This is a genomic window from Nonomuraea sp. NPDC049758, from assembly GCF_040674635.1.
Lineage (GTDB): Bacteria > Actinomycetota > Actinomycetes > Streptosporangiales > Streptosporangiaceae > Nonomuraea.
Map to the genome: position 1 here is coordinate 245139 of NZ_JBFAMZ010000008.1, position 25296 is coordinate 270434.

22 protein-coding genes are annotated in these 25296 nt (G+C 73.2%); 12 read left to right on the plus strand and 10 right to left on the minus strand.

All coding sequences use genetic code 11. The features are described 5' to 3' along the window. Window positions 1–43: 43 nt before the first annotated feature. The 3 genes from AB0J46_RS23010 to AB0J46_RS23020 are packed head-to-tail and all read right to left on the minus strand — an operon-like array spanning window position 44 to window position 3125. A complete protein-coding gene (locus AB0J46_RS23010; RefSeq protein ID WP_364335161.1) occupies window positions 44–1687 on the minus strand; it encodes a CoA-transferase in 1644 nt (547 codons plus the stop codon). Continuing rightward, window positions 1684–2448 carry an enoyl-CoA hydratase/isomerase family protein gene (locus tag AB0J46_RS23015; RefSeq protein ID WP_364335163.1) on the minus strand — a complete coding sequence of 255 codons (765 nt, stop codon included), beginning with the start codon at window positions 2446–2448 and terminating at the stop codon, window positions 1684–1686. Before AB0J46_RS23015 ends, AB0J46_RS23010 begins: the two co-directional genes overlap by 4 nt. Further along, on the minus strand, window positions 2448–3125 hold the full coding sequence (locus AB0J46_RS23020; protein ID WP_364335165.1) for an FkbM family methyltransferase: 678 nt from the start codon (window positions 3123–3125) through the stop codon (window positions 2448–2450). Before AB0J46_RS23020 ends, AB0J46_RS23015 begins: the two co-directional genes overlap by 1 nt. A 209-nt stretch (window positions 3126–3334) precedes the next feature. Here AB0J46_RS23020 and AB0J46_RS23025 point away from each other — a divergent pair, with 209 nt between their 5' ends. Next, the gene (locus AB0J46_RS23025; protein WP_364335167.1) at window positions 3335–4204 is read left to right on the plus strand and encodes an arylamine N-acetyltransferase; all 870 of its coding nucleotides are present in this window, start codon (window positions 3335–3337) and stop codon (window positions 4202–4204) included. A gap of 21 nt (window positions 4205–4225) precedes the next feature. On the opposite strand, the gene AB0J46_RS23030 is transcribed toward AB0J46_RS23025, so the two are convergent. Continuing rightward, a complete protein-coding gene (locus AB0J46_RS23030; protein ID WP_364335169.1) occupies window positions 4226–4624 on the minus strand; it encodes a VOC family protein in 399 nt (132 codons plus the stop codon). A gap of 94 nt (window positions 4625–4718) precedes the next feature. Between AB0J46_RS23030 and AB0J46_RS23035 the strand changes: the two genes are divergently transcribed. Then, complete coding sequence (locus tag AB0J46_RS23035) at window positions 4719–5756, plus strand: YafY family protein (RefSeq protein ID WP_364335171.1); 1038 nt, start codon at window positions 4719–4721, stop codon at window positions 5754–5756. Between the two features lie 10 nt (window positions 5757–5766). Here AB0J46_RS23035 and AB0J46_RS23040 read toward each other — a convergent pair whose 3' ends face one another. Both AB0J46_RS23040 and AB0J46_RS23045 read right to left on the minus strand, forming a co-directional pair. Beyond that, window positions 5767–6432, minus strand: a complete 666-nt coding sequence (locus AB0J46_RS23040) for a nitroreductase (protein ID WP_364335173.1) — start codon at window positions 6430–6432, stop codon at window positions 5767–5769. A gap of 14 nt (window positions 6433–6446) precedes the next feature. Continuing rightward, on the minus strand, window positions 6447–7856 hold the full coding sequence (locus AB0J46_RS23045) for a serine hydrolase domain-containing protein (protein ID WP_364335175.1): 1410 nt from the start codon (window positions 7854–7856) through the stop codon (window positions 6447–6449). A gap of 232 nt (window positions 7857–8088) precedes the next feature. Here AB0J46_RS23045 and AB0J46_RS23050 point away from each other — a divergent pair, with 232 nt between their 5' ends. Next, on the plus strand, window positions 8089–8955 hold the full coding sequence (locus tag AB0J46_RS23050; protein WP_364335177.1) for an alpha/beta hydrolase: 867 nt from the start codon (window positions 8089–8091) through the stop codon (window positions 8953–8955). Between the two features lie 11 nt (window positions 8956–8966). Here the strand turns inward: AB0J46_RS23050 and hemC are convergent, their stop codons facing one another. Further along, the gene (gene hemC / locus AB0J46_RS23055; RefSeq protein ID WP_364335179.1) at window positions 8967–9902 is read right to left on the minus strand and encodes a hydroxymethylbilane synthase; all 936 of its coding nucleotides are present in this window, start codon (window positions 9900–9902) and stop codon (window positions 8967–8969) included. A gap of 132 nt (window positions 9903–10034) precedes the next feature. Between hemC and AB0J46_RS23060 the strand changes: the two genes are divergently transcribed. After that, the gene (locus AB0J46_RS23060; protein ID WP_364335181.1) at window positions 10035–11267 is read left to right on the plus strand and encodes a hypothetical protein; all 1233 of its coding nucleotides are present in this window, start codon (window positions 10035–10037) and stop codon (window positions 11265–11267) included. Window positions 11268–11730: 463 nt separating this feature from the next. On the opposite strand, the gene AB0J46_RS23065 is transcribed toward AB0J46_RS23060, so the two are convergent. Beyond that, a complete protein-coding gene (locus tag AB0J46_RS23065; RefSeq protein ID WP_364335183.1) occupies window positions 11731–12210 on the minus strand; it encodes a hypothetical protein in 480 nt (159 codons plus the stop codon). Between the two features lie 360 nt (window positions 12211–12570). Between AB0J46_RS23065 and lanL the strand changes: the two genes are divergently transcribed. Both lanL and AB0J46_RS23075 read left to right on the plus strand, forming a co-directional pair. Further along, window positions 12571–15231 carry a class IV lanthionine synthetase LanL gene (lanL, locus tag AB0J46_RS23070; RefSeq protein WP_364335185.1) on the plus strand — a complete coding sequence of 887 codons (2661 nt, stop codon included), beginning with the start codon at window positions 12571–12573 and terminating at the stop codon, window positions 15229–15231. Window positions 15232–15540: 309 nt separating this feature from the next. Beyond that, window positions 15541–17316, plus strand: a complete 1776-nt coding sequence (locus tag AB0J46_RS23075; RefSeq protein ID WP_364335186.1) for an ABC transporter ATP-binding protein — start codon at window positions 15541–15543, stop codon at window positions 17314–17316. Here AB0J46_RS23075 and AB0J46_RS23080 read toward each other — a convergent pair. Continuing rightward, a complete protein-coding gene (locus AB0J46_RS23080; RefSeq protein WP_364335188.1) occupies window positions 17298–17510 on the minus strand; it encodes a hypothetical protein in 213 nt (70 codons plus the stop codon). The genes AB0J46_RS23075 and AB0J46_RS23080 overlap by 19 nt on opposite strands. A gap of 291 nt (window positions 17511–17801) precedes the next feature. Here AB0J46_RS23080 and AB0J46_RS23085 point away from each other — a divergent pair, with 291 nt between their 5' ends. Beyond that, entirely contained in the window at window positions 17802–18245 is a 444-nt protein-coding gene (locus tag AB0J46_RS23085) for a hypothetical protein (RefSeq protein ID WP_358295504.1), read from the plus strand. Beyond that, window positions 18242–20287, plus strand: coding sequence for a M48 family metalloprotease (locus AB0J46_RS23090; RefSeq protein ID WP_364335190.1), 2046 nt, complete (start codon window positions 18242–18244; stop codon window positions 20285–20287). Before AB0J46_RS23085 ends, AB0J46_RS23090 begins: the two co-directional genes overlap by 4 nt. A 17-nt stretch (window positions 20288–20304) precedes the next feature. Here the strand turns inward: AB0J46_RS23090 and AB0J46_RS23095 are convergent, their stop codons facing one another. Further along, window positions 20305–20673, minus strand: coding sequence for a hypothetical protein (locus AB0J46_RS23095; RefSeq protein WP_364335192.1), 369 nt, complete (start codon window positions 20671–20673; stop codon window positions 20305–20307). Here AB0J46_RS23095 and catA point away from each other — a divergent pair, their 5' ends adjacent. From catA to AB0J46_RS23115, 4 genes are all read left to right on the plus strand, one after another. After that, the gene (catA, locus tag AB0J46_RS23100; protein ID WP_364335194.1) at window positions 20674–21342 is read left to right on the plus strand and encodes a type A chloramphenicol O-acetyltransferase; all 669 of its coding nucleotides are present in this window, start codon (window positions 20674–20676) and stop codon (window positions 21340–21342) included. It abuts the gene before it with no gap. A 141-nt stretch (window positions 21343–21483) separates the two neighbouring features. Next, window positions 21484–22935 carry an NAD(P)/FAD-dependent oxidoreductase gene (locus AB0J46_RS23105; protein WP_364335196.1) on the plus strand — a complete coding sequence of 484 codons (1452 nt, stop codon included), beginning with the start codon at window positions 21484–21486 and terminating at the stop codon, window positions 22933–22935. Beyond that, window positions 22928–24112 (plus strand): saccharopine dehydrogenase NADP-binding domain-containing protein, encoded by a 1185-nt coding sequence (locus tag AB0J46_RS23110; protein WP_364335198.1) that lies wholly within the window; start codon window positions 22928–22930, stop codon window positions 24110–24112. Before AB0J46_RS23105 ends, AB0J46_RS23110 begins: the two co-directional genes overlap by 8 nt. Further along, window positions 24109–25287 (plus strand): serine hydrolase domain-containing protein, encoded by a 1179-nt coding sequence (locus AB0J46_RS23115; RefSeq protein WP_364335200.1) that lies wholly within the window; start codon window positions 24109–24111, stop codon window positions 25285–25287. The genes AB0J46_RS23110 and AB0J46_RS23115 overlap by 4 nt, the downstream gene beginning before the upstream one ends. Window positions 25288–25296 lie beyond the last annotated feature (9 nt).

Sequence of the window (25296 nt, forward strand, 5' to 3'; positions counted from 1 at the left end):
CACCCGCCCCCCGGCCCCGGCCCGGCCTTGCACCCGCCGACGGTCAGGGGCGGAAGAGGGCCGGGTCCATGGGGACGAGCGACGGCGAGACGCGGACCGGGAAGCCGATCTGGTCGAGCACGTCGCGGCGCAGGTCCACGCCGGGCGCGAGCTCCACCAGCTCCAGGCCGCCGGCGGTGACGTCGAAGACGGCCCGCTCGGTGACGACGCGGGCCCACTGCCCGCGCCGCACGCCCTCCCCCAGCCGGTACGTGACGTGACCGGCCCGCGGCACCAGCTTGCGCACCCGCCCTTCGGCCAGGATCCGCAGCCCGCCGTCGGCGCAGCTCACCCGGAGGCCGTCGGTGGTCAGCGTGCCGGCGAAGACCAGCCGCATGGCGTTGTGCGCGATGTCCACGAACCCGCCGGCGCCGGGGTTGGCCGCGCCGAACCGGCTGACGTTCACGTTGCCCTCGGCGTCGATCTGGGCGAAGGCGAGCGCGGCGAACGGGCAGCCGCCGCCGTCGATGAAGTCGAACTGCGAGGGCCCGTCGAGCAGCGCCCGCGGCGAGTAGTTCGCCGAGAACTGCCAGCCGCTCATCACGATGCCGCCGAAGGAGCCGTGCTCGGTGGTGAACAGGTGCTCGTCCAGGCGGCCGTCGTCCAGCAGGCCGTCCTCGGCCATGGCCAGGACGGCGTCGGAGGAGGCGCCGAACCCGAAGATCGAGGTCTCCCCCGGCCTGACCTCCCTGGCGACCCGGCGGGCGATCACCTTGTCCGGGCCGGACGGCAGCCGCGGCACCCGCGCGACGGCGTCGGGCACGTGCCGGAGATAGCCGGGGTCGTGCCGCACGCCGGTGGTCATGGGCGCGTCCGGAACCACGACGACCCGGTCGACGAGCGCCCCGGGCACGCGCATCTCCCGCGCGGGCGACGAGCCGGCGGGCACGATCCGCGACACCTGCGCGATCACGGTGCCGCCGCACGCCTTCACCGCGAGGGCGATCGCCAGCGCGCTGGAGAACAGCGGCTGGTCCTCGAAGGACAGGTTCCCGTCGGGGTCGGCGGCGCTCGCCCGGACCAGTCCGGCGTGCAGCGGCCAGGACGGGTAGAACAGGTACTCCTCGCCGCCCAGCTCCACCAGCTCCACCAGGTCCTCCTGGGCCAGGCGGGTGAACCTGCCGCCGCCGTGCCGGGGGTCGGCGTACGTGCCGAGGCCGACGCGGGTCAGGTAGCCGGGGCCGCGCCGGGCCACCTCGCGCAGCCAGTGCATGGCCGCGCCCATCGGCCAGCTGTACGCCTCGACGAGGTCGTTCTGGATCAGCTCGGTCAGGGCGGGGCGGGCGCCGGTCACCGGGTGGCGGGGGTTGATGAACGAGGCGGACACGATGCGGCGCATCAGGCCCTTCCTGGCCACGTGGTCCATGCCGCCGATGCCGACGGCGTCCCCGGTGGCGCAGGGGAAGTAGAAGGTCAGCTCGCGCGGGGCGCCGGTGGCGGCGAAGCGCTCGCCGAGCGCGGCCAGCAGGGCGTCGGGGGTGAGCCAGCCGATGACGCCGGTGCTGGCGACGGCCTGGTGGTCCTCGATGAGCGCGACGGCCTCGGCCGCCCCGCACACCTTCCCTGTCCGTCCGCCCGCGACCAGCTCCGGGCCCTGGTCCGGGGCCTGGTCCGGGCCCTGGTCCGGGGCCTGGTCCGGGGCCGTCATGGGCGGGCTCCGAAGCGGGCCAGGCTCTCGCGGGCCGTGGCGGAGGCGCAGTCGGCGCCGAACATCCAGGCCGTGCGCGCGTCGAGCGTCTCGGCGGGCCCGCTCACCGCGTCGGTCAGCGCCCGCTTGGCGGAGGCGACGGCGTGCGGGGGCAGCGCGGCGAGCCCCGCCGCCACCTCCAGCGCGCACGCCAGCGCCTGCCCCGGCGCGGTCAGCTCGTCGGCGCCGCCGATCCCGTGCAGCTCGCGGCCGGTCAGCGGGCGGTCGCCCCAGACCAGCCGCCGCGCGGCGACCGGCCCGACCCGGGCGGCCAGGCTCTGGATGCCCCAGGGCGGCACCCAGCCGAGCCGCACCTCCGGCAGGTGCCAGCGGGCGTCCTCGGCGGTGACCACCACGTCGCAGCCGGTGGCCAGCAGGAAGCCGCCGCCGAGCGCGAAGCCCTCGACGGCGGCCACCACGGGGATGCCGAGATGCTGGACGGCCCTGGCCATGCGCCCGGTGTCGGCCTCGTGCCGCACCATGCCCTCACGCGTCATCCCGGACAGCTCCTTCAGGTCCGAACCCGCGCAGAACCCCGGCGGCGCGCCCGTCAGCACGGCGGCGCGCACCCCGGGGTCGTCGTCCAGCTCGGCCAGCGCGGAGCCGAGCGCCGCGACCAGCCCGGACCCGAGCGCGTTGCGCACGCGGGGCCGGTCGAGCCGCAGGACGGCCACCGCCCCGCGGCGCTCGCACGCCAGGCCCCCGTCCGACGGCCGGTCCATCAGAACGGGGTGGGCCAGGGGGCCAGCCAGGCGACGTCCACGACGCCGGGACGCTGGTGCGGCCAGGCGGCCACCTCGCGCCAGCCGTGCGCCGTCATGTGCTCGGCGATGCTGTCGAGGGTCGAGCCGCCGCTGTAGCGGGCCGTCACGCTGCCCTCGATGACGGCGAGCCGCAGCCGGCTCAGGTCGGTCCCGGCCAGCACCTCCAGTTCGGCGCCCTGGGCGTCCACCACCAGCACGTTGCAGCCGTGCTGCACCTCGCTGACGGGGATCACCGGGACGACGTCCTGCCGGACGACGGCCATGGGCAGCAGCGGCGGCAGCATGCTGGACTGCTTGTCGTAGGGGGTGACGTTGAGCGTGGCCTGGCCGCGTTCCCGGCCGGCGCACGCCGCCACGACCTCGCGGGCCGGGTGGCCGTGCTCGGGCTCGGGCAGCCCGGCGGCCAGGTGGTGCAGCCGGAGCTGCTCGCGCAGCGCGGGCAGGTGGTCGCCGTTGGGCTCCATCATGACCAGGCGGCGGAACCCGCACCTGGTGAGCGCCTCCACCTCCTGGCCCCGGTGCGCGCCCACCTGGATCGCCCCTTCGGCCGGCAATCCCAGCTTGTCCAGCAGGTCGGGCAGGTGATCCTCCCATCGGGTGCTCACCCGCTCCGGTGCGACAGTCTGGTTGCGCATCTGGTCGTCTCCTCCCGGTGAACCGCTCAGGGCAGCGTCATCGTGGTCATCGTCGGTCGCAGACGCGCGCCGCCGCATCTCGTGGATTGCGCGGTACGTCCGCCCGCCGTCCGATCCCCGCCCCGCAGCGTCACCTGAGGAGCAATCCGCGAGGTGCGGGACGGCCGCGCGGCGGACCACGATGGACGCGGCGACCGAAGGGAGGGCCCATGCGGCGAACTCGTGACCGTGACCTGAACGCCTACCTCGACCGGCTGGACGTCGGCGACCCCGGCGAGCCGTCGCTCCCGGCGCTGCGCGCCCTGCACCGCGCGCACGTGGAGCGGGTGCCGTACGAGACCTTGGAGGTTCAGCTCGGCCGGCGGATCACCGTGGACCCGCGCGAGTCGGTCGAGCGGGTGCTGCGCGGGCGCGGCGGCTACTGCGTGCAGCTCAACGGGGCGTTCGCCACGCTGCTGACCGCGCTCGGCTACGACGTCACCTGGCATCGGGCCGGGGTGCAGGCCGCCGTCCGGGCGCCCGCCTCGCCGGCGTCGTTCGCGCCGCACCTCGCGCTCACCGTCGCCCTCGACGGGCAGGACTGGCTGGTGGACATCGGGCTCGGCGACGGGCTGCACGAGCCGCTGCCGCTGCGGGCGGGGACGTACCGGCAGGGGCCGTTCGAGTTCCGGCTGTCCGCCTCGGACGTGGAGCCCGGCGGCTGGCGGTTCGACCACGACCCGCGCGGGTCGATCGCCGGGCTGGACGTCGAGCGGGCCCCCGCCGAGCCCGGGGACTTCGTGGAGTGGCATCCGTACCTGTGCACGTCGCCCGAGTCCCGGCTGGTGCGGGCCGCCGTCGTGCTGCGGCGCGACGCGACGGGCGCCGACTGCCTGGTGGGCTGCATGCTGCGCCGGATCGGCGCGGACGGCAGGACCGAGCGGGAGCTGTCCACCCGGCGGGAGTGGTTCGGGGCCCTGGAGGAGGTGTTCGGGCTGCGCCTCGACGACGTCAACGGCGCCGAACGCGAGGCCCTGTGGACCAAGGTCCGCGACGCCCACCTGTCCTGGCAGTCCCGCCGCCGCACCCCCGCCGCCTGACCCCGCCTCCCCGCTCGCTGATCAGCGGGCGGATCTCGCCACGGCGGCCGGGGTGACCGGGGTGAAGAAGTTGACGAGATTGCCGTCGGGGTCGCGGAACAGCAACGACCGGTTGCCCCAGGGCATCGTGGTGGGCTCGTTGACGAAGTCGGTGACGAAGCCGGTCAGGTTCTCGTACACGCGGTCCACGTCGTCCACCAGGAACTCGACGATCACGCTGTGGTTGTCGGCCGGGCGGGAGGAGCCCGGGGCGAACAGCGGGACGGTCCGGGTGCCCGCGATCGCCAGCGTGGCGGTGCCGGTCCTGATCTCGGCGAAGTCCTCGGTGGACCAGGTCGCCGGGATCCCGGTGGCCTGCTCGTAGAACCCGGCGAGGCGGGCGACGTCATCGGTGATGATGCGGATCGATACGAAGTTCATGACGTTCCTTCAGTGTTCGTGCAGCTCTTGGCACCTGCACGGTACGACTGATACTGGACGGATCCGGTCCACTATTCACCATAGGCTCGTATTCATGTCGCCACCCACCGGTCGTGTGCTCACGCTCCTGGAGTTGTTGCAGTCGGGCGGCGTCCGGACGATGGCCGAACTGGCCGACCGGCTCGGCGTGGACGGCCGTACCGTGCGGCGGTACGTCGGTCAGCTCGTCGACCTCGGGCTGCCGGTCGAGTCGGTGCGCGGCCGTTACGGCGGCTATCGTCTCGCCCGCGGCTACCGCCTGCCGCCGCTCATGCTCGACGACGACGAGGCGCTGGCCGTGCTGCTCGGCCTGATCGCCAACCGGCGTGCGGCGGGCGACGCCGGCGACACGGCGAGCGAGACGGCGGCCGCGAAGATCCGCCGGGTGCTGCCGGAACGGCTCGTCCGCAGACTCGACGCGCTCATGGAATCCCTCGCCTTCACCGGCCCGCCCGGCAGGCCCGCCGGCCCGGACGCCGCCGTCCTGCTCACGATCGCCGACGCCGTACGCCACCGCCGGCCCGTCTCGATCCGGTACGCCGACCGCACCGGCCGGCGCAGTGAGCGCACGCTGCACCCGTACGGGATCGTCAGCCACGCGGGCCGCTGGTACGTCACCGGCGAGGACCCCGGCCTCGGCGAGGACCGGACCTTCCGCCTCGACCGCGTCGCGGACGCCCGCGCCCTGCCCGGCTCGTTCGAGGCGCCGGCCGGACGCGCTGCGCCGGATCCGGCGCAGCGCGTCCTGTCGGAGTTCGCCACCGCGTCCTACCGGCACGAGGTGACCCTGCGGATCCACGGGACGGCCGAGCAGATCCGCACCCGCCTGCCCGCCGCCGTCGCCACGGTGGAGGAGATCACCGACGAGCCCGCCCTCGACACCGCTGACGACCCCGCTGAGGAGCCCGCCGGGGTGGCCGGGCCGGCGGGCGAGTGCTGGTGGCGGGTCGAACTGCGGGCCGAACGGCTCGACTGGCTGCCCGCCGTGCTCGCCGCGCTCGACCGCCCGTTCGTCATCGAGCGTCCCGATGAGCTGCGCGACCTCGTCCTCGCCGTCGCAGGCCGCCTCGCCGCCCGCGCCCGCCGAGCCTGACCGCCTGCCGTCACACTCCGACGAAGCTCACCGTCTCGGCCAGGTCGGCCCGCCCGGTACGCAGCCGCGGCACGTCCTCCCTCTCGAAGCCCACCGCGACCCCACAGAGCAGGACAAGCCCGTCATGGGCGCCGACGGTCCTGCTGACGGTCTCGCGGTACATCGTCCACATCACCTGGGGGCAGCTGTGCACCCCTTCCGCCCTCAGCAACAACATGACCGTCTGCAGGTACATCCCCGCGTCCGCCCACTGCCCGGGGCCCATCGCCCGGTCGAGGTAGCAGAACAGGACGACCGGCGCCCCGAACGCCGCCGAGTTCAAGGCGGCGATCCGCCGCGGCCGGTCAGGGGCGTCGCGCTCGATCCCCAGCGCCCTGTACCGCTGGTCGGCCGCGGCGGCGAACCGGTCCAGGTACGGCGAGGTCAGCTCGGCCGGGTACATCGGGTACTCCCGCTCGTCACCCGGGTCCCCCGCCAGCGCCCTGGCCGTCGCCCGCCGTTTCAGCTCGGCCAGCGGCTCTCCGGCCACGACGTACAGCCGCCACGGCTGAAGGTTCCCGCTCGACGGGGCCCGCGTCGCGGCGGTCAGCACGCGTTCGAGCACCTCCTTGGGGACCGGCTCGTCGCTGAACGCCCGCACCGCCCGGCGGCTGTCCACGGCCTCGTACACGTCCATGACTTCTCGCCCTCTCACTTCAACCTGCCCGTACGGGCCGCGGCGAGCAGCCGTGCGGCCGTCACCGCCGTGCCCGCGACCGCGGCCGTCACCAACCAGATCATGAACGTCGGATACAGATAGACCACCTGGATCCACATGATGTCGCCACCCCGCAGGAGCACCCGCATGATCGGGACGATCATGACGCACAACGCGAGCGGGGCCAGCTGTGGCAGCAGCCGCAACCGCCGCCACCCCCCGCACACGACGGCCCAGCGCCGGGAGCGGGCCACGCCCCGCACGGCCAGCCCGACGGTTGCGAGGGTCAGCAGGACGAACAGGATGTCGGTGACGAGGTAGGGCGGCGCGGAGGGGATCTCGGGTGTGCCTCCCTCGATCAGGGCGACCAGGCCGTCCATGAGGGCCCCGGCGTCGCCGAAGGCCGTCCCGGTGTTCGCCATGACCGCGACGCCGTACCCCAGCTCCGGCATCAGCAGCTGGGCTGCCGTGGAGGTGAACAGGTCGCCGTCGTGCCGGACGACGGGGGTGCCGCGCGCGGTCTCGCCGATCTCCCAGCCGAGGGCGTACTCCCCGTCCTGCTCGGACGGCGTGCGCATCTCCTTGACGCTTCGCGGGGAGAGGATGCCGTCGTTCTGCGCGATCAGCCATCGGGCCATGTCGTCGGCGGTGCTGAGGATCCCGCCCGAGCCGTTGCCGAACCCGGGCGGCTCCGGCACGGCGACGGCCCGGCCGAGCACGACCACATGGCCGCGGGCGCTGCCGGGCAGGTCGCGGTCGGTGTCGACCGTCCGGCTGTCGCGCATGCCGAGGGGCGTGAAGACGTTCTCGTGCAGGTACGCCGCGAACGGCTGCCCGCTCACCACCTCGACCAGCCGCGCGGCGACCTGGTAGTTGGTGTTGTGGTAGCTGAAGGCGGTGCCCGGCTCCGCGGCGAGCCGGGCCGTCCTCAGCCGGGCCACGGCGCCTTCGAGCGTGCGGGGCTGGGGCAGGCTCTTCTCGCGGAAGGCCGAGTCGGCCATGCCGGAGGTCTGGTTGAGCAACTGCCGCACGGTGATCCGGGCGGCCCTGGGATCGGCCATGGTGAACTCGGGCAGGTAACCGCGCACCGGCCTGTCCAGCTCGACCTGGCCTTTCTCCACCAGTTGCAGGACGGCGAGCGAGGTGAAGGACTTGCTGACCGACGCCACGGCCATGGGCGTGTCCGTCGTCACCGGCTCGCCGGAGGCGGTCCGGCCGTACCCGGCGGCGTGGACGACCTGCCTGCCCTTGGTGATCGCGACCGCGACCCCCGGGAGCCCGGTCGCCTCGCGGTACCTCGTGACGAAGGCGTCCACCGACGAGGGCGCGAGGTCCTGGGGCGCGGCCGGGCCGGCCGCGAGCGGCAGGGCGAGGCAGAACACGGCGACGATGTCTCTGAGCACCCGCCCAACGCTATGGATCACCCGCCTTCGGCGACCATGGCGAAGTCCCTCCCGCTTTTCCTGCGGAAAACCGCCATTCCCTCGCGGAAGCCGGGTGGGCCCGCAAGCACTTCCCCCCGGACGCCCCCTTGCCCGCACCCCGCTGACCCGGCTGGCGATTCGTCTGTTTCGCCGGAAATGAAACCTACGGTGCGCAGGTGTCCCTGATGGCTACCGTGGCGGAGTGCACACCGTGATCACGCGAGACGGCCGCGCCCTTGCCGTGGAGCAGTGGGGCGTCCCCGACGGGACACCCGTCTTCTACCTGCACGGCACCCCCGTGGGACGCCTGGCCCGCCACCCTGACGACTCCTTGTACACCAGGCTCGGCATCCGGCTGATCACCTTCGACCGTCCCGGCGTCGGCGGCTCGACGCCGCTGCCCGGGCGGCGCGTCGTGGACGGCGCGGACGACGTCGCCGCCGTGGCCGACGCGCTCGGCCTCGACGAGTTCGCCGTGTACGGGGTCTCCGGCGGCGGGCCGCACGCGCTGGCGTTCGCCGCCCGCCACCCCGGCCGGGCCGTCCGGGTCGCCTCGCTGGCCGCGCTGGCCCCGCGCGACGCCGAGGGGCTGGACTGGACGGCCGGGATGATGGAGGGCAACCGGCGCAGCGCCGCCGTCGCGCTCCAGGATCGCCAGGCCATGATCGCCCACCTGGGGGCGGACTCGTCCGGGCCGCCGCAGTTGCCGCCGTTCGAGGCCGCCGTCCTGACGCGGCCCGAGGTCAGCGCCATGTTGGCGGCCGCCTACGCCGAGGCGGTCCGTCCCGGGCTCGGCGGCTGGGCCGACGACGTCATCGCCCTCTTCGGCAGGCCCTGGGGGGTGGACCCGGCCGCCATCACCGTTCCGGTCCGGCTGTGGCACGGCGAGCTGGACGGGGTCGTGCCGGTCGCGCACGCCCGCTGGCTCGCCGCCCGCATCCCCGCCGCCACCCTCACCGTCCAGCCCGACGCCGGGCACGCCGGGCACTTCGACGCCACCCCCGCCACGCTGGAGTGGCTGCTGCACGGCGACGAGCCCCTCCGCGACCAGGACGAGGTGGCGGCCGCCACGACATAGGCGGCCCGCCGTCAGTGGGGAATGGTGTCGATCAGTTCCCGGGCACCCTGGCGGAGCAGCGCGACCGCGACGGAGGTGCCGAGCGTCGCGGGATCGAGCGGGCCGGCCCACTCGTGCGCGTCGAGCACGCGCTTGCCGTCGGGGGAGAATACCCGGGCGCGCAACGACAGCCGGCCGTCGCGCTCGGCGCGGGCGTAACCGGCGATGGGCGAGTTGCAGTGGCCCTGGAGCACGTGCAGCAGCATGCGCTCGGCCGTGATCTCCCGCCACGTGTCGGCATGCCCCAGACCGGCGACCGCGTCGACGGTCGCCGGATCGTCCTCCCGGCACTGCAGGGCCAGCACGCCCGCGCCGATCGGCGGGCACATCGTCTCCAGCGACAGCGCCTCGGTGATCCGTTCCGGCCGGCCGATGCGCTCCAGCCCGGCCACCGCCAGCAGCAGCGCGTCGGCCTCGCCCGCGTCCAGCTTCTCCAGGCGCCGGTTGGCGTTGCCGCGCATCGGCACGCAGCGCAGCTGCGGGTGGGACGCGGCGAGCTGGGCCACGCGCCGCACCGACGACGTGCCGATCCGGGTGCCCTCGGGCAGCGCGTCCAGCTTCAGGCCGCCGGGGTGCACGAGCGCGTCGCGCAGGTCGTCACGCTTGAGGAAGGCCGCGAACACCGTGCCGGCCGGCAGCGGGCGGTCGGCGGGCACGTCCTTCATGCAGTGGACCGCCAGGTCGGCCTGGCCGGCCAGGAGCGCCTCGTCGACCTCTTTGGTGAAGGCGCCCTTGCCGCCCAGCGCCGACAGCGCCCCCTGCCACCGGTCGCCGGACGTGGTGACCGGGACGACCTCGGTGCGGATGCCGGGATGCCGGTCGGTCAGCTCCCGCCGTACGCGCTCTACCTGCGCGAGCGCCATGGGAGACGAACGCGTCACGATGCGGATCAGCTCGGGGACGGCCATCCCCCGATCGTAGGGCGTCACCTCCGTGCCGCGCGGGCTGATTCCGGAGCCCGCCATGGATGGCCCGCCGAGGGGATGGCGGCTTAGGGTACGGATCACCAATTGTCACGGGGGAAGAGGACGGGGACGTACATGATGGCCAATGATCCGGGGCGGCCGACGCTGATGACGCGGATGGTCGCGGCGTACAAGGGCGAGGTGCGCGCGGACGAGCTGGAGGCGTACCGGCGGGCCGGGGGCCTGGTCTACACCGAGCTGGAGCGTGCCGAGGAGCTGCGGTTACGCCTGGTCCAGGACGGCGTCAACCTCTGGCACGGCCCGCAGTCCGCCTCCGGGCAGCTGCTGTGCACCTGGAACGCGTTCGTGCTGCAGACCATCGGCGAGCAGCTCCTGGACTCCGACTACAGCGCCGACCCGCGCACCGCGGGCTACGTGCCGCCGGTCACCAGCCGGCAGGTGGCCGCCTGCTTCGCGCAGGTGGAAGGCTGGGTGTCGCGCGCCCGGCAGGCGGCCGGCAACACCCGCTATCTGGTCGAGACAGAGCTCCAGCTGCCCGCCGACCTGCCCGAATGGGCCGAGGCGGACCCGTGCCCGCTGCCCCATCTGCACGGCATGCTGGCCGCCACGCGCGCGATCCGCCGGCACGCGGAGGTGGCCTTCGGCGTGTTCGAGCAGACCGTCGCCGACGACCACGACCACCAGGCCGACCTGCAGCGGCTGCGCCAGCTCGTGGCCGAGGCGGCCACCGCCGCCGACTACGCCGAGGGGCTGCTCAAGGCCGATCCGCAGCCGAGCCTGCACGAGGCGATCGAGCAACGGCTGCAGCGGTCCCTGGAGCTCTACTACCACGTGGGCCAGCTCATCGCCATGCCCAGGCACATCGCCACCTACCAGAGCACCGTCACCAGGCCCGCGGCGACGTACCGGTCCCTTGAGGCGAACCTGCGCGACCTCGACCCCTGGTGCCTGACCGACCCGCAGCGGCGGGACTACTGGCAGGCCGACCCCAAGGCCCGGCAGGCCGTCAAGGAGATGTGGGAGTACGACCCCGACCCGGCCGCCACGCTGCACATCCAGGCGCAGATCGACGCCGCCTTCCGGGACGGCGCCATCGCCTACGCCCTCGACGCGGCGGGCAAGCCGCTCGGGAGCTACTACTGCTGCCCGTTCCCCGCCATCTATTCGGTGCGCAGGCCGGTGGTCATCGCGGGCAGGCTGCTGCGGCCCATGCAGCGCTTCACCTTCGAGGCGTCCGCCGAGGAGATGGAGAGCGGCGGCCCGTTCCGGCGCGAGATCATCGTGGCCGACTTCAAGCCGACGAACGAGATCGACTACTGCGACCCCGACGGGCTCCACGGCGACTAGTGTCATCCGCCGGAAATTCGTCGGCAATATTCAGCGAGGGATTTGAGGATCTCCTCGGCGGATGAGCTGGTCGGACAGGTAGCCGAACCAGCGCTCCCCTGCTTGCCGGGGTCTTGTGTGTGCCGTGGTTGTCGCAGATCAGGTGGCTCATCCAGACTGATCGACGGCGGGCGGCCCGAGCGTACCTCGTCGGCCGGCGCCTCCAGCCCGCCTCGGGCGAAAGCGCACGCCACTCGGCGTCGGCACGGATGGAGTCGTCGTCCAACTGTGGGACACCGCCGGCCTGCCGGCCCGCCTCTCGCCATGCCGGGAGGCGCGGTCCTCGCGCTGTCCCGCAGCGGCGACACGGTGTCGGTGGCGGGCAAACACCTGCCCTTCCAGCGCCACGACCTCAGCGCTGCCCGGGGACATGCGCACATGGGCGCGGAACGGCTGTTCCGCGCCCACCGTCGATCCATCTGTTTCAGCAGCCGACCGGCGCGTCCACCGTGACGGAGGCAGGGCCGTAGAAGCTGGGCCCGCCGGGACCCACGGGCCCCTGGGACAGCTTGACCTCGGCGCGAACCGTCGATCCGCAGGGGACGGTCGCGGTGGCGCCCTCAACGGTCACGGTGTTGTTCCAGATGCTCACCGACTGCCGCCGGGAGCCCAGGAACAGGCCACCGGCGACTTGGCCGGACACCTCCACCTCTGCGCGCTGTGGGGTGATGACTCCGCCGGGTCCAGGCTCCGCGATGCCGGGCGCGCCGACGGTGCCGTAGAACCGTGCCTGGGTGCCGGTGAGATCCACGCAGGCCTTGGTGGAGAGGCCCGAGATCAGGACGCTGTCACTGCAGGTGGTCGTAGTCGTGGCGGCGGATGCCGGGCTGCTCGACGCCAGCGCCCCCGCGGCCGCCGCCCCTGCGGCGAGTACTGCGGCTCCACGCTTGACGATCTGCTTCAACGATTTCCCCTTTGATGATCGGGCGTGCGGCCTCGCGCCACACACGGGCAATAACATGTCACACATGACATGATGAAGTCTGAGCGCCAGGAGAACTGCGTGAGAACCACGGGAAAAGGTTTGAGCGTTTAAATCGGGCGCTCCAAAACCGCAAAATCGGAAAATGGGATGGCGGTCGAACGCGAAGGCGCAACCCCGGCATCTCAGCTAAATGCGACCGGTACAGGAAGTGGCGCTCTCCTCCGGCCGGGAGACGAGCTCTCACCTCGCATTCAATTCATTTCCCATTCATCTGCAAGAGCGCTTCGCGACCCTCGGTTCCGCAGGCAGGCGGCGACGGTGGAAGCGGGTCACGTGGGCATGCATTCAGAAGACCCGGCCATTCTGCGCGACATCGTGACCGCCGAACTCGGGCGCGCGGGCGCACGGGACTGGTCGATCGTCGAGGACGACCTCTGGTGCAAGGTCACCCCCGACACCTATCCGATGCCCGACCAGGGATGGAAGCTGCACGTCTCCGCGACGATGCTCTCCGCCCCGCTGGCGCTCGCCCGCGTCTCGCGAGTACTCGCCGAGGCCCGTTGCGCCTTCAAGTTCCCCGCCCGGCTGAACGACTACTGGAAACTCCTTGAGCCGCACTGCAGCCGGGCGCAGGCCGGGAAGTTCATCACCGTCTATCCCCTCGACGACGCCGAGTCGGTACGCCTGGCCGCCCTGCTCGATGACGCCACCCGCGGACTTCCCGGTCCGGTGATCCTTTCCGACCGTCCGTACCGGGCGGGCGGGATCGTCCACTACCGCTACGGCGCCTTCAGCGGGCACCGCGTGCTCGGCAACGACGGGTTCTACGAGATTCGGCTGCGTTCGCCGCAGGGCAGGCTCGTTCCCGACGAACGGCGGCCCAGCTTCTCCCCGCCGCCGTTCGCGACCTGCCCGTTCGAGGTCCCGGAGGCGAGCCGGCGCCCGCGGGCGGCCGCGGTGATGCTCAATGACCGGTTCATCGTCCGTACCGCCGTACGGCATGCCAACCGCGGCGGCGTCTACCTCGCCGAGGACACCACCACCGGCCACGACGTCGTCGTCAAGGAGGGGCGTCCGCACGCCTGCGCCGATCTGAGCGGCCGCGACGCGCGAGATCGGATCGCGGCCGAACGTTCCTGCCTGGAAGCCCTCGCCACGGCCGGGATCACACCGGCCGTGGTGGACTTCTTCGAGCAGGGCGGCCACACCTTCCTCGTCGAGGAGTTCGTGCCGGGGATCACGCTGCAACGCTGGTCGGACGAGAATGCCGGGCCACTGGGCGAGGACGGCTTCGGCAGCGCGCCGGCGCAGGTCCTGCCCATCATCAGCCGCCTGGCCACGTTGCTGAAGGCGCTGCACGGCCGAGGCTACGTGTTCGGCGACCTGTCGCCGAACAACGTGATGCTCTCGCCCGGCGGTGAACTACGGCTCATCGACCTGGAACACGCGGCCGTGCCGGGCACCACCGTCATGGTGGGCGGGACTCCGGGCTACCTCGCCCCGGAGCTGGCGGGCCACACGGGGGAGTTCCGGCCCGCCCCGCACGCGAGCGCCGACCTCTACAGCCTCGGCGCGATGGCGTACTTCCTGGCGGTCGGCGCCCACCTGGACCCGCCGGGCCCCTGCCAGGCGGCCAGGGTGGCAGCGGTTGCCGCGGCCAACCCCACGCTCGCCCTGCTGCGACCGCTCGTGGAGAGCCTGCTGGCGACAGAACCGGAGCGGCGCTGGTCGCTGGACAGCTGCCTCCGCTTCCTCACCGCTCCCGCCCCGGAGCGGGCCGCCCCCCACCACCGGTCCCGGCCGCCGCAGCGGATCGGCCGCCTGATCGACGACGGGATCGCGCACCTGGTGGAGACGATGGACACGAGCGAGGACGCCCCGTCGCCGTGGCCCGACGCCGCCGACGGCATCGAAGCCGATCCGTGCTCGGTCAACGGCGGCGCGGCGGGAATCCTCGGCGTCCTGACGCGGGCCGAACCGCACGCGAGGGCGGCTGCCGAACTCGCCCGCTGGTTGAGGCGGCGGCTGGCGGCCGAGGACGTCTGGCCGCCCGGCCTGCACTTCGGGCGCTCCGGCGCCGTGTGGGCGCTGTACGACGCGGCGACGGCCACGGGCGACGCCGAGCTGGCACGGTTCGCGGTACGGACGGCGCGGCAACTGCCGACCGACCACCCCGGCTCCGACGTGACGCACGGACTGGCCGGATGCGGCATGGCGCTCCTGCACATCGCCCTGGCCTCGGGAGATCTCCCGCTCCGGGACCGGGCCGCCGAGGTTTTCCAGAACCTGCATCAGGCGCGGTCGTACGGCGACGGCCACCCGCAGTGGCCGACGCCGCAGACGTTCGACTCGGGCCTGGCCGGGGCCAACCACTTCGGTTTCGCGCACGGCATCGCCGGCATCGGGACCGCGCTGCTCCACGCGGGCCGGGCCCTCCACCGGCCTGACTGGACGGCGACCGTCCACGAGATCGCCCGCGCCCTCTACGAACACGCCGAAGTGGACGGCGACACCGCCTGGTGGCCGACGCAGCGCGGCGACCTGTCCACGGTGCGCCCGCGCCGGCCGCACTGGTGCAGCGGCTCCTCCGGGATCGGCTCCTTCCTCGTGCGGTACTGGCGTGCCACCGGCGACCCGCCCGCGCTGGACCTGGCGCGCAAGGCCGCGGCGGCCGTGCACCGTACTCGATGGCAGTCAGGGCCGGTGCCGTGCCACGGGCTGCCCGGCGACGGTGAATTCCTGCTCGACATGGCCGATTACACCGGTGACGACCACTACCGGCGGTGGGCGCGAGATCTGGCCGGCTGCCTGGAGATCCGTGCGGCCGATCGTCGCGGCCGCCTCCTCGTCCCCGGACCCCAGGGAGACTTCCCGCCGACCTTTCTCGCCGGTACGGCGGGGATCGTCGCCTTCCTCATCCGACTGCGCGACCGGTCCGCCCGGTTGTGGATGCCGGAGGAGGCCCCCAGGCTCGCCGTTCCCGCAGCGGGACGGCGATGACAGACGGCCGCGCCACAGGCGGCCCCGGCATTCACAAGGAGGTGACGACCATGTCCTTCGACGTCGAGGACCTGCAGGCGCTCCAGGAGCTCGAGCCCGGCGCCAACGAGGCGCTCCGGCTGACCAACTGCATCAAGCACTTCGGCTGCACCGACAACTGACAGTCGAACCCGCCCGCCCGGACACGGGCGGGCGGGGCTCTGTTCGATCATCAGCGGTTCGATCAGCAGACGCTCGATCTACCAGACGCTCGATCCACCAGACGCTCGGTCACCAGACGTTCGATGCAGACAAGGACAGGCCCGGCCCGTGCACGATCGTCCCCTCTTCGCTCGGGAGAAGCCTCCCGCCCCCGGAACCTGGCGCAGGGTCGTGCGGCTGTTCATGCCGCACCGGCTCGCCATCTGCTTCGTCGTCCTGCTCGTCGTGGCCTACTCCGCACTGAACGCCGCCGTCCCGTTGCTGACCCAGCTGGTCTTCGACCGGGCGCTGTTCGGCGCGGGCGGTCCCGACCTGCCGCTGCTCGCGCTGATCGCCGGCCTGGCGGCGGCCACCGCCTGCGCGGTGGGTGTGGTGGACCTCGGCCAGTCGTGGGTGTCGGCCCGCGTCGCGCAGCAAGTGGTGCACGCGCTGCGCGTGGAACTGTTCGGCCGTCTCCAGCGCATGCCGCTGGCCTTCTTCGCCGCGACACCAGGCGGTGAGATCCAGTCGCGGCTGGCCAACGACACCGCTCAGATCGAGAACGCCGTCAAGGACACCCTGCCCAGCACGCTGTCCGGCGTCATCGGATTCGTGGCCGCCGCCGGCGCGATGGTGGCACTGTCCCCCCAGCTCGCGGGTGCCGCCCTGATTCTCGCGCCCATCGTCGTCTGGGTGGCCTCCCGCTCCGGGCGGGCGCTCAGGAACCTGTCGGAGGTCAGCCAGCACTCTCGCGCGCAACTGTCGGCCATCGTGGCGGAGCGGCTGAGCCTGGGCGCCGTCATCCTGGCCAGGGTCCACGGCAGAAGCGCGGACGAGGCCGGCCGATTCGCCACGGAAAGCCGGCGGCTGATCCGGCTCGGAGTACGCTCCGGACTGGTGGCCCAAGGGGTGCTGAGCGCGGGACACGTCTTCTTCGTGTTGACCCCCTATCTGGTGTTCGTGGCGGCGGGCCTGTCCGACGGGATCACCCCAGGCACACTGGTGGCCTTCACCGTGCTGCAGGCCAGGCTCTACCAGCCCCTTTGGCAACTCCTGCACATCTCCACCGAGTTCCGCTCCGCCCAGGGAGCCTTCGAGCGGGTCTTCGACTACCTCGACATGGAGCCCGAGCTGGAGCCCGGACCTGATGCACGGCCGGACCCCGCTCCCGGGCCCGGCGCGCTCGCCGTCCATGGGGCCACGTTCCGGTACGCCGCAGAGGAGCGGGGCCGTCCGGCGTTGGACGCTGTGAGTCTCGCCCTCCCGGCCGGATCCACCACGCTGGTCGTCGGCCCGAGCGGCTCGGGCAAGACGACACTCGGCCACCTGCTGGCCGGCCTGCACACGCCCACCGAGGGCTGGGTCCGGATCGACGGGGTGAAGATCACCCGTCCGTCGCCCGGACAGGTTTGCATCGCCACGCAGGAGCCCTTCCTCTTCCAGGGGTCGATCGCCGACAACCTCCGATACGCCGCCCCCGACGCCACCGCGGACGATCTCATGCGCGCCTGCCGGCTCACCCGCGTCCACGAGCGGATCATGGCACTCCCGGACGGCTACGACTCGCTGGTGGGAGAGCGGGGGGCGCTGCTGTCCGGCGGCGAACGACAGCGCATCGCCCTGGCCCGCGCGCTCCTGGCCGGCGCGTCAGTGCTGGTTCTCGACGAGGCCACCTCCGCGCTCGATCCGATGACCGAACTGGAGGTCGTCGAGGCGATCCTGGCCGAGCGGGCGGGACGGACGACGGTGATGATCACCCACAGGTTCGGCGTCCTCGAGTCCTTCGACACCGTCGTGGCCCTGGACGAGGGCCGGGTAGCGGAACACGGAGATCGCCTCGACCTGCTCGGCGACCGGCACGGATGGTACGCGCGGATGGTCCGCGCTCAGACCGGCGTCGCATAGACCCCGCCGTTCGCCCTGTGCCGTGGGGTGTGACGGGCGAGCACGCACCGCATCGCCCGGCCGGCGGCCAGGAAGCGGGCCGGCTGCCATCGCCTGGGCGGTGCGGCGTCCCACACACCCGCCATGGCCCGCACTGCACGCGGGCTGAAGTTGTCGCAGGCCGCGAGCGTGACCTGCCACGGAACCGCGCCCATCGCGGCCGACCTGAAGGCCGGACACGCCCTGGGCCCACGCCGCAACGGCGAGCAGGACGCCGGTTCCCTCCAGCCCCAGAGGCCGGCCCTTCTGGATCCAGAGGCTGCCCAAGAGCCAGAAAAGCGCCCTGACCAGGGCCCTGGTCATCGGACGGGCCACGGAGGAACGCGGAGGAAATGCGGCGGAAGCCGGGCCGGGCCGTCAGTATCCAAGGACATCCGGCATCCAAGGACATCCGGCCTCGGAGCTGCCTATATTTCAGGCAACGGAATTCTCCTGTTGGAGGTCTAGTGTCCGATGTGTTCGCCAAGGATCTCAGCCGCCGGGTCGTGACCAGGATCGCTCCCGCCGAACTACCGCTGTTCGACCAGACCTGGGACGCGCTCGGCGGCAGGACCAGGCCGAGGTCGCATCGGGATCCGCTCGGCTTCGGGTTGCCGGGGGTGGACGAGCTGCTGGTGACGGCGATCGTCTCCGGCGTCGTGACCACGGTGCTCGCGGACGTGGGCAAGGACGTCGGCTCGTGGACCGGCCGGCTGATCGGCCGGTTGCGCCGCCGTCCGCGGGAGCTGCCCGAGGCGCAGCCGGCGGGCCCGGCGCCGTTGCCGCCGGCCCGGCTGACGGAGATCCGCAAGGTCGCCTACCACAAGGCGCGCCGGATGGGCATGTCGCAGGCGCAGGCCGACGCGCTGGCCGACGCGGTGGTGAGCGAGCTGGCCCGTAACCCGTCATGAGAGGCCGTCTCCCGTCGGCCACCACGTCCGCGTTCGTCCTGCTGATCAGCCTGGCGTTCGCGACGACCGCGATCTACCGGCCGGGGATCTTCGACCTGCTGTCGGTGCAGGGGGCGGAGGTCCCGGCGAAGGTCAGGGAGGCGTGCCAGCTCGCGGCGCTGAAGGGCCTGGACGATCCCGCGTGCCACGTGATGAGCCGCGGGGCTCACCAGGATCTCCGGCTCGGCGTGTTGCTCTGTTTCGCGACGCTCGTCCTGCTCACCGGGCTGCAGTACTGGTTCGGCCCGGCCTGGCGGATCCGCCGCCGGCGGCTGCGTCCGGTCGGCGGCGAGGTCGGCGAGGAGTTGCGGCGGATGGCGGCGGAGGTACTCGGCGGCCGCCGGGTCGTCTTCCTGCTCGACGTGCTCGACCCCGCGGTGGCCGGGCTGGCCTTCGGCCGGGCCGGGCGCCGGTACGTGGTGATCAGCCGGGGCACCTGGATGTCGTTCGAGCGCGACCGGCCGCTGTTCCGGGCGGTGGTGCTGCACGAGCTGGCGCACGTGCGCAACAGGGACCTGACCATCACGGCGGTCACGCTGGCGATGTGGCGGTCCTACGCCGCGGTGATCCTCGTGCCGGGCCTGCTCGCCGCCGTGAACGGGGTGGTGTCGGGGCAGGCGCCGTTCCTGCGGTCGGAGCTGATGCCGTTCGGGGCGCGCGCGGCGCTGTCGTGGTTGTTCGCCGCCCAGATCGCCGGGCTGGCGGTGTTGTCGTGGCTGACCCGTTCGGTGGTGCTGCAGTCGCGTGAGCTGATGGCCGACGCCCGCGTGTTGTCGTGGGAGCGGGACGCGACGCCGCTGCGCCGCGTGTTCGAACAGGCGCCGGCGCCGCGCCGGTGGCCGGTGTCGCTGCGGGTGCGCACCCATCCGCATCTCGCCGTCCGGCGGGCCGCGCTGGAGGACGAGGAGCCGCTGGTACGCCAGGGTTTCGTCTTCCCGCTGGCGTTGGGCGGCTGTTTCTCCCTGACCATGGATCCGGCCACGTCGCTGACCGCGCAGGGACGCACCAACACGCTGCCGTGGCCGGCGGAGGTGTTCGCCCTGCTGCTGGCCGTCGCGCTGGGGTTGCGGGCGTTGCGGGCCGTGGGGGCGCGCGGCGACGCCGTGCACGTCCCGCTGGGCCTGGCCGTGGGGCTGGCGGGCGGCTGGGTGCTGGCCCCGAGCAGGATGACCGACCATGCGCTGGCGCCGTTCCCCGTGTCGGTGCAGCTCGCCGGGCTGGTGGTGCTGGCGGTGGCGGGCCTGCTGCTGGGGGTGTGGGTGCGGTGGGTGGCGCGGATGTGGGCGCCGCGGGTGCACGGGCTGCGGTCGGCGCTCGGGCCGCTGCTGCTGATCGCGGTGGTCGTGACGCTGGTCGCGCGGGGGTTCTACGACGTCCAGGCCGACATCATCATCGCCCACGTCCAGAAATATCCCGCTGTTTCCGACCCGCTGGCGCAGGTCCTGATCAGTGCGCAGATCATGCTGGACTCCCGCCTGTCGGCGGGCGTCCTCCTGCTGCTCGCCGTCGTCCTGCTCATGCTGGCCCCCATGGCGGTACGTTTCGTCACCCTCGGCGAACGCCGCCCGCCCGCGCCCCGGCGCACCGGCCGCCTCGCCCTGGCGGTGGGCTGCGCGGCCGCCGCGGCGCTGGTCGCGGGGATGGTGTCGGGCACGGTCAACGGCTACGTCTTCCAGAGCTCCGGCACCGCGTTGTCGGGCGTCATCGCGACCGGAGCCGCCGCCGGCGCCGCCCTGGCGGCCTGCGTGGCCGGGTTGTCCGGGACGTCGCCGGTCGCGAAGGGCATGCTGACGGGGCTGGCCGCGGCGGTGCTCTACGCCCTCGCGCTGGAGCTGGTGTGGCTGCCCTTGCGGACGGCGCTGCCGTGGCTGATCCATATGATCATCCTGGAGCGCATGCTGGAGGCCGCGCTGATCGCCGCGCTGGCCACGGCCCTGCTGGCCCGCCTGCTGCCCGTCCATGGGGAGCCGGCCCCGGTCGCCGGCGTGCCCGCGCCGGGGTGAGACCGGCCTTTCGGAGGCTACTGCGTCCTCATCAGGTCCCAGAAGGACCTGTGGCGGTCGGCGCCCGGCAGCCAGGGCGCGAGGAACCACGCCTCCCACTCGCCGTCGGCGGTCCTGACGTGGGGGTTGAGCAGGAACTCGCCGTCATCCCCGTAGCCGACCAGCAGGGTGTCGCGCACGTACTCCTCCCGCAGGTCGACGCAGTCCTGCTCGGCCCCGTAGACGAAGTAGAGCTCGTCGGGGACGCTCAAGGAGACCGGTTCTCCGGGCGACGGCCACAGCGCGGCGGTCTCGGGTTCGAGGTCACGGAACCAGCCGACATGGGAGGTGACCGTATCCGCCGGGGCCGACATTCCGTGCGGCCCGGCGGTTGGGATGATGAGCACATGGACGCCCCCATCCCGATCGACACCGATGCCTGGCCGCGCCGGCAGCACTTCGAGCACTACCGCCGGGCCGTCCCGTGCACGTATTCGATCACGGTGGAGATCGACGTCACCGCGTTCGCGGCGGCGCTCGGCCGGTCGCGGCGCAAGTCCTACCTCGCGCAGGTCTGGGCGATCGCCACGGTCGTCAACCGGCACGACGAGTTCCGGATGTGCCTCACCGCCTCCGGCGAGCCGGCCGTCTGGCCCGTCGTGCATCCGGCCTTCACGGTCTTCAACCCCGGACGCGAGACGTTCGCGTGCGTGTGGGCGCCCTACGACCCCGACTTCGCCGCCTTCCACGACGTCGCCGCTCCCCTGCTCGCCGAGCACGCCCGCGCCACCGAGTTCTTCCCGCAGGGGGCGCCGCCGTCCAACACGTTCGACGTGTCGAGCCTGCCGTGGGCGTCCTTCACCGGGTTCAACCTCAACATCGGCGACAACTGGGACCACCTCGCCCCCATCTTCACCCTCGGCCGGTACACCGAGCGCGACGGCCGGGTCCTGCTCCCCCTCGCACTCCAGGTGCACCACGCCGCCGCCGACGGGTTCCACTCCGCCCGGCTCGTGAACGAGCTGCAGAACCTCGTCGCGGACCCGTCCTGGGTCGACCGGAGCCCGGCCTCCTGAACCAGCGCTGACCTCCGCCCCCGCGCCGGCCCTTGCGAGCACGAGCCGGGGCGCGCTTCGCCATGCCCTGAGACAATCGTTCGGAATTGCTACGTTCGCTTTTCATGCGATAGTTTTGCATGCGAAAGAGAGGTGGCGTTCATGACGAGCGAAGCCGACACGGCCGATGCCGGGCGACACGTCGACGTACTGATCATCGGTGCCGGCCTGTCCGGCATCGGCGCCGCATGGCATCTCCAGCGGCGACCCGGCAGGACCTACGCGGTGCTGGAGGCCCGAGACCGTCCCGGCGGGACGTGGGACCTGTTCCGCTACCCGGGCGTCCGCTCGGACTCCGACATCTTCACCCTCAGCTACGCCTTCCAGCCCTGGCGCGGCCGAAAATCCCTGGCCGACGGCGACACCATCCGCCGCTACATCGAGGACACCGCCCGCGACCACGGCATCGACCGGCACGTCCGGCACCGGACCAAGGCCCTGTCCGCCGACTGGTCCTGGGAGCGGCGCCGGTGGACGGTGCGCACCACCCGCGGGACCTGGACGTGCTCGTTCCTGTACGTCTGCGCCGGCTACTACGACTACGACCACGGCCACCAGCCGGAGTTCAAGGGCGCCGAGGACTTCGGCGGCCGGTTCGTGCACCCGCAGTTCTGGCCGGACGACCTCGACGTGACCGGCAAGAGCACCGTGGTGATCGGCAGCGGGGCCACCGCGGTCACCCTGGTGCCGGCGCTGGCGAAACGGGCGGGGCACGTCACGATGGTGCAGCGCTCCCCGACCTACCTGACCTCCCTGCCCGACGTGGACCCGATGGCGGGCCCGCTGCGCCGCCTGCTTCCCGCGCGTACGGCCCACCGGCTGCTCCGCGCCAAGAACGTCCTGAGCAGCCAGCTCACGTACTGGCTGAGCCGGCGCTACCCGGAGCAGACCAAGCGGCACCTGCGCAAGGGCATCCAGCGCTACCTGCCCGACCCCGCCCTCCTCGACCGCCACTTCACCCCCCGGTACCAGCCCTGGGACCAGCGGCTGTGCGTCGTCCCCGACGGCGACCTGTTCCGCGAGGTGGCCGCCGGGCGCGTGTCGATGGTCACCGACCGGATCGCCCGTCTCACCGAGCACGGGATCGAGCTGGAGTCCGGGCGCACGCTGGAGGCGGACGTGATCGTCTCCGCGACGGGCCTGTCGCTGATCCCCCTCGGCGGGATCGCCGTGTCGGTGCAGGGCCGCCCGGTCGACCTAGCGGAAACCACCGCCTACCGCGGGCTGATGCTGAGCGGCGTGCCCAACCTGGCCTTCTGCGTCGGCTACACCAACGCGTCCTGGACGCTGCGGGCGGAGCTGTCGTCCCGGTACGTCGTCCGGCTGCTCGACCACATGCGGCGGCACGGCCTGACCACCGCGATGCCCGCGCTGCCGCGCGACGTCGCCCGCCGTCCGCTGCTCGGCCTGACCTCCGCCTACGTCCAGCGCGCGGCGCACCTGTTCCCGCAGCAGGGCGACCGCGCGCCGTGGACGGCCGGCCAGAACTACCTGACCGACCGGCTGCGGTCGGCGTTCCTCGACGTCCGCAAGGGGATGATCTTCGATGGGTGAGCAGTACCGCGTGGTGGCCCTGGGCGGCGCCGGCGCGATGGGCAGGCCCGTCGTCGAGGCGCTGGCCGGGCGGCCGGACATCGCCGACCTGGTGATCGCCGACCGCGACACCGCCGCCGCCGCGCGGCTGTCCGTCAAGTACGCCAACGCCTCGGCCGCGACCGTGGACGCCGCCGACCCGGTCCGGCTGCGCGAGCTGTTCCGCGACGCCGATCTGGTCGTCAACACCACCGGCCCGTTCTTCCGGCTCGGCGTGCCGATCCTGCGGGCGGCGATCGAGAGCCGTACCCACTACGCCGACATCTGCGACGACTGGGAACCGACCCTGGACATGCTCGCCATGGACGCCCAGGCGCGGGACGCGGGCGTGACGGCCGTGATCGGGGCCGGCGCGAGCCCGGGCACCAGCAACATGCTGGCCGCGTTGGCGACCCGTGAGCTGGACACCGTCGAGAGCGTCCACACCGCCTGGCCGGTGGACGTCCCGTTCGTCGGCGACGACCCCGCCGACGCCTCGGCGGGCGGGGAGTCGGCCGCCGTCGTCCACTGGATGCAGCAGTTGTCCGGCTCGATCCGCGTCTGGGCCGGCGGCGCGCCCGCCGAGCGTCCGCCGCTCGAACCGGTCAGGCTCGACTATCCGGGCTTGGGCCCCGGCACCGCCTACACCGTCGGCCATCCCGAGCCGCTGACGCTCCCGGCGACCTGCTCGATCACCGGCGACTCCGCCTGCGTCATGGTGGTCAGGCCGGAGACGGCCGCGTACCTGATGACCCTGCGCGAGGAGATCGACCGGGGCGGGCTCTCCCTGGAGCAGGCCGCGGCCGCGATCGAGCGCCCGACCGCGGGCCGCTTCGCCCGCTCCGCCGTGCGCCGGCTCTCGCTGCGCGGCCCCGGCTCGCTGCCGCCCTTCTTCGCGCTGGCCGCCGGCGTCCGGGACGGCCGGCCGTGCCGGATCGGCGCGCGGCTGATCGGCTCGCCGCGCGGGATGGCCAGGGCGACCGGGATCCCGCTGTCGCTGGCGGCGGCGCAGATCCTCGACGGCTCGGTGCGCGCCGCCGGCGTCCATCCCCCGGACGCCGTGCTCGATCCGGAGAGGTACTTCGCGGAGCTGGCCGTCCACTGCGACCCGCCGTGCGCCGGCCGCGACGAGGTCGTCACCGTGGACCGGACGCCGTGACCGGCGCCGATCGCCCGCTTACCGGGGTCCGCGGCGACGTCGGGCCCGGGTGGGAGCCGGTCCGCCGCGCGTTCGCCGCGATCACCGGCAGGCCGGGCGAGCGCGGCGCGGGGCTGCACGTCATCCACCGCGGCAGGGCCGTCGTCGATCTGTACGCCGGGAGCGACGCGTCCGGCCCCTACGGCCCGGACACCCGGCAGGTGGTCTTCTCCGCCTCCAAGGGCGTCGCGGCCGCCTGCCTGGCGGTGCTCGCCGACCGCGGGCAGCTCGACTTCGACGCGCCCGTGGCCAGGTACTGGCCCGAGTTCGCCCGTCGCGGCAAGTCCGGGATCACGGTCGCGCACCTGCTGAGCCATCAGGCCGGGCTCATCGCCCCGGAAGGCGGCGCCACCCTCGCGGAGGTGCTGGAGGGGCGTCCGCTGGCCGACGTCCTGGCCGCCGAGCCCGCGCGCTGGCCGCCGGGACGGCCCGGGTACCACGCGGTCACCTGGGGGACGCTCGCCGACGAGCTCGTCCGCCGCGTCACCGGCGGACGGCTCGGCGAGGTGCTCGACGCGTGGGTGTGCCGGCCGCGCGGCCTGGCGATCGGCATCGGCGGCGGGCAGCCGGGCCCGCCACCCGCGCCCGTGCACGCCGCCCCGCGCGTCCCGTTCCTGGTCCGGATGACCACCGCGGTCTTCGCCCGGCCCGGGACGCCGTTGTGGGCGGCGATGACGGTGGGGGGTGCGCTCACCGAGCCGCCCGACCGGTGGGTGGCCCGCCCGGAGACCCTCGCCGCCCACCTGCCGGCCGCCAACGCCGTGGCCACGGCCCGCTCCCTGGCCCGGCTCTACGCGCTGCTGCTGCCCGGCGCCGGATCCGCGCCCGGCGACGAGCCGCCGCTCGTCGGCGCGCGGACCTGGCGGGCGGCCGTCCGGCGGCGCGTCGCCGGGCGCGACCGGGTGCTCGGCGTGCCGTCGGCCTTCGGGTGCGGGTTCGCGCTGCCCAGCCGCGCCTGGCGGCTGGGGTCGCCCACGGCCTTCGGCCATCCGGGCATCGGCGGCGCCCTCGGCCTCGGCGATCCGCGCCGGGGTCTCGCCCTGGCCTTCCTGCCGCGGACGATGCCCGCCGACGCCCTGGCCGACCCCCGTCACCGCACCCTGCTGGACGCGGTGGCCCAGGTCATCGGCGGTTAACGATCGGAG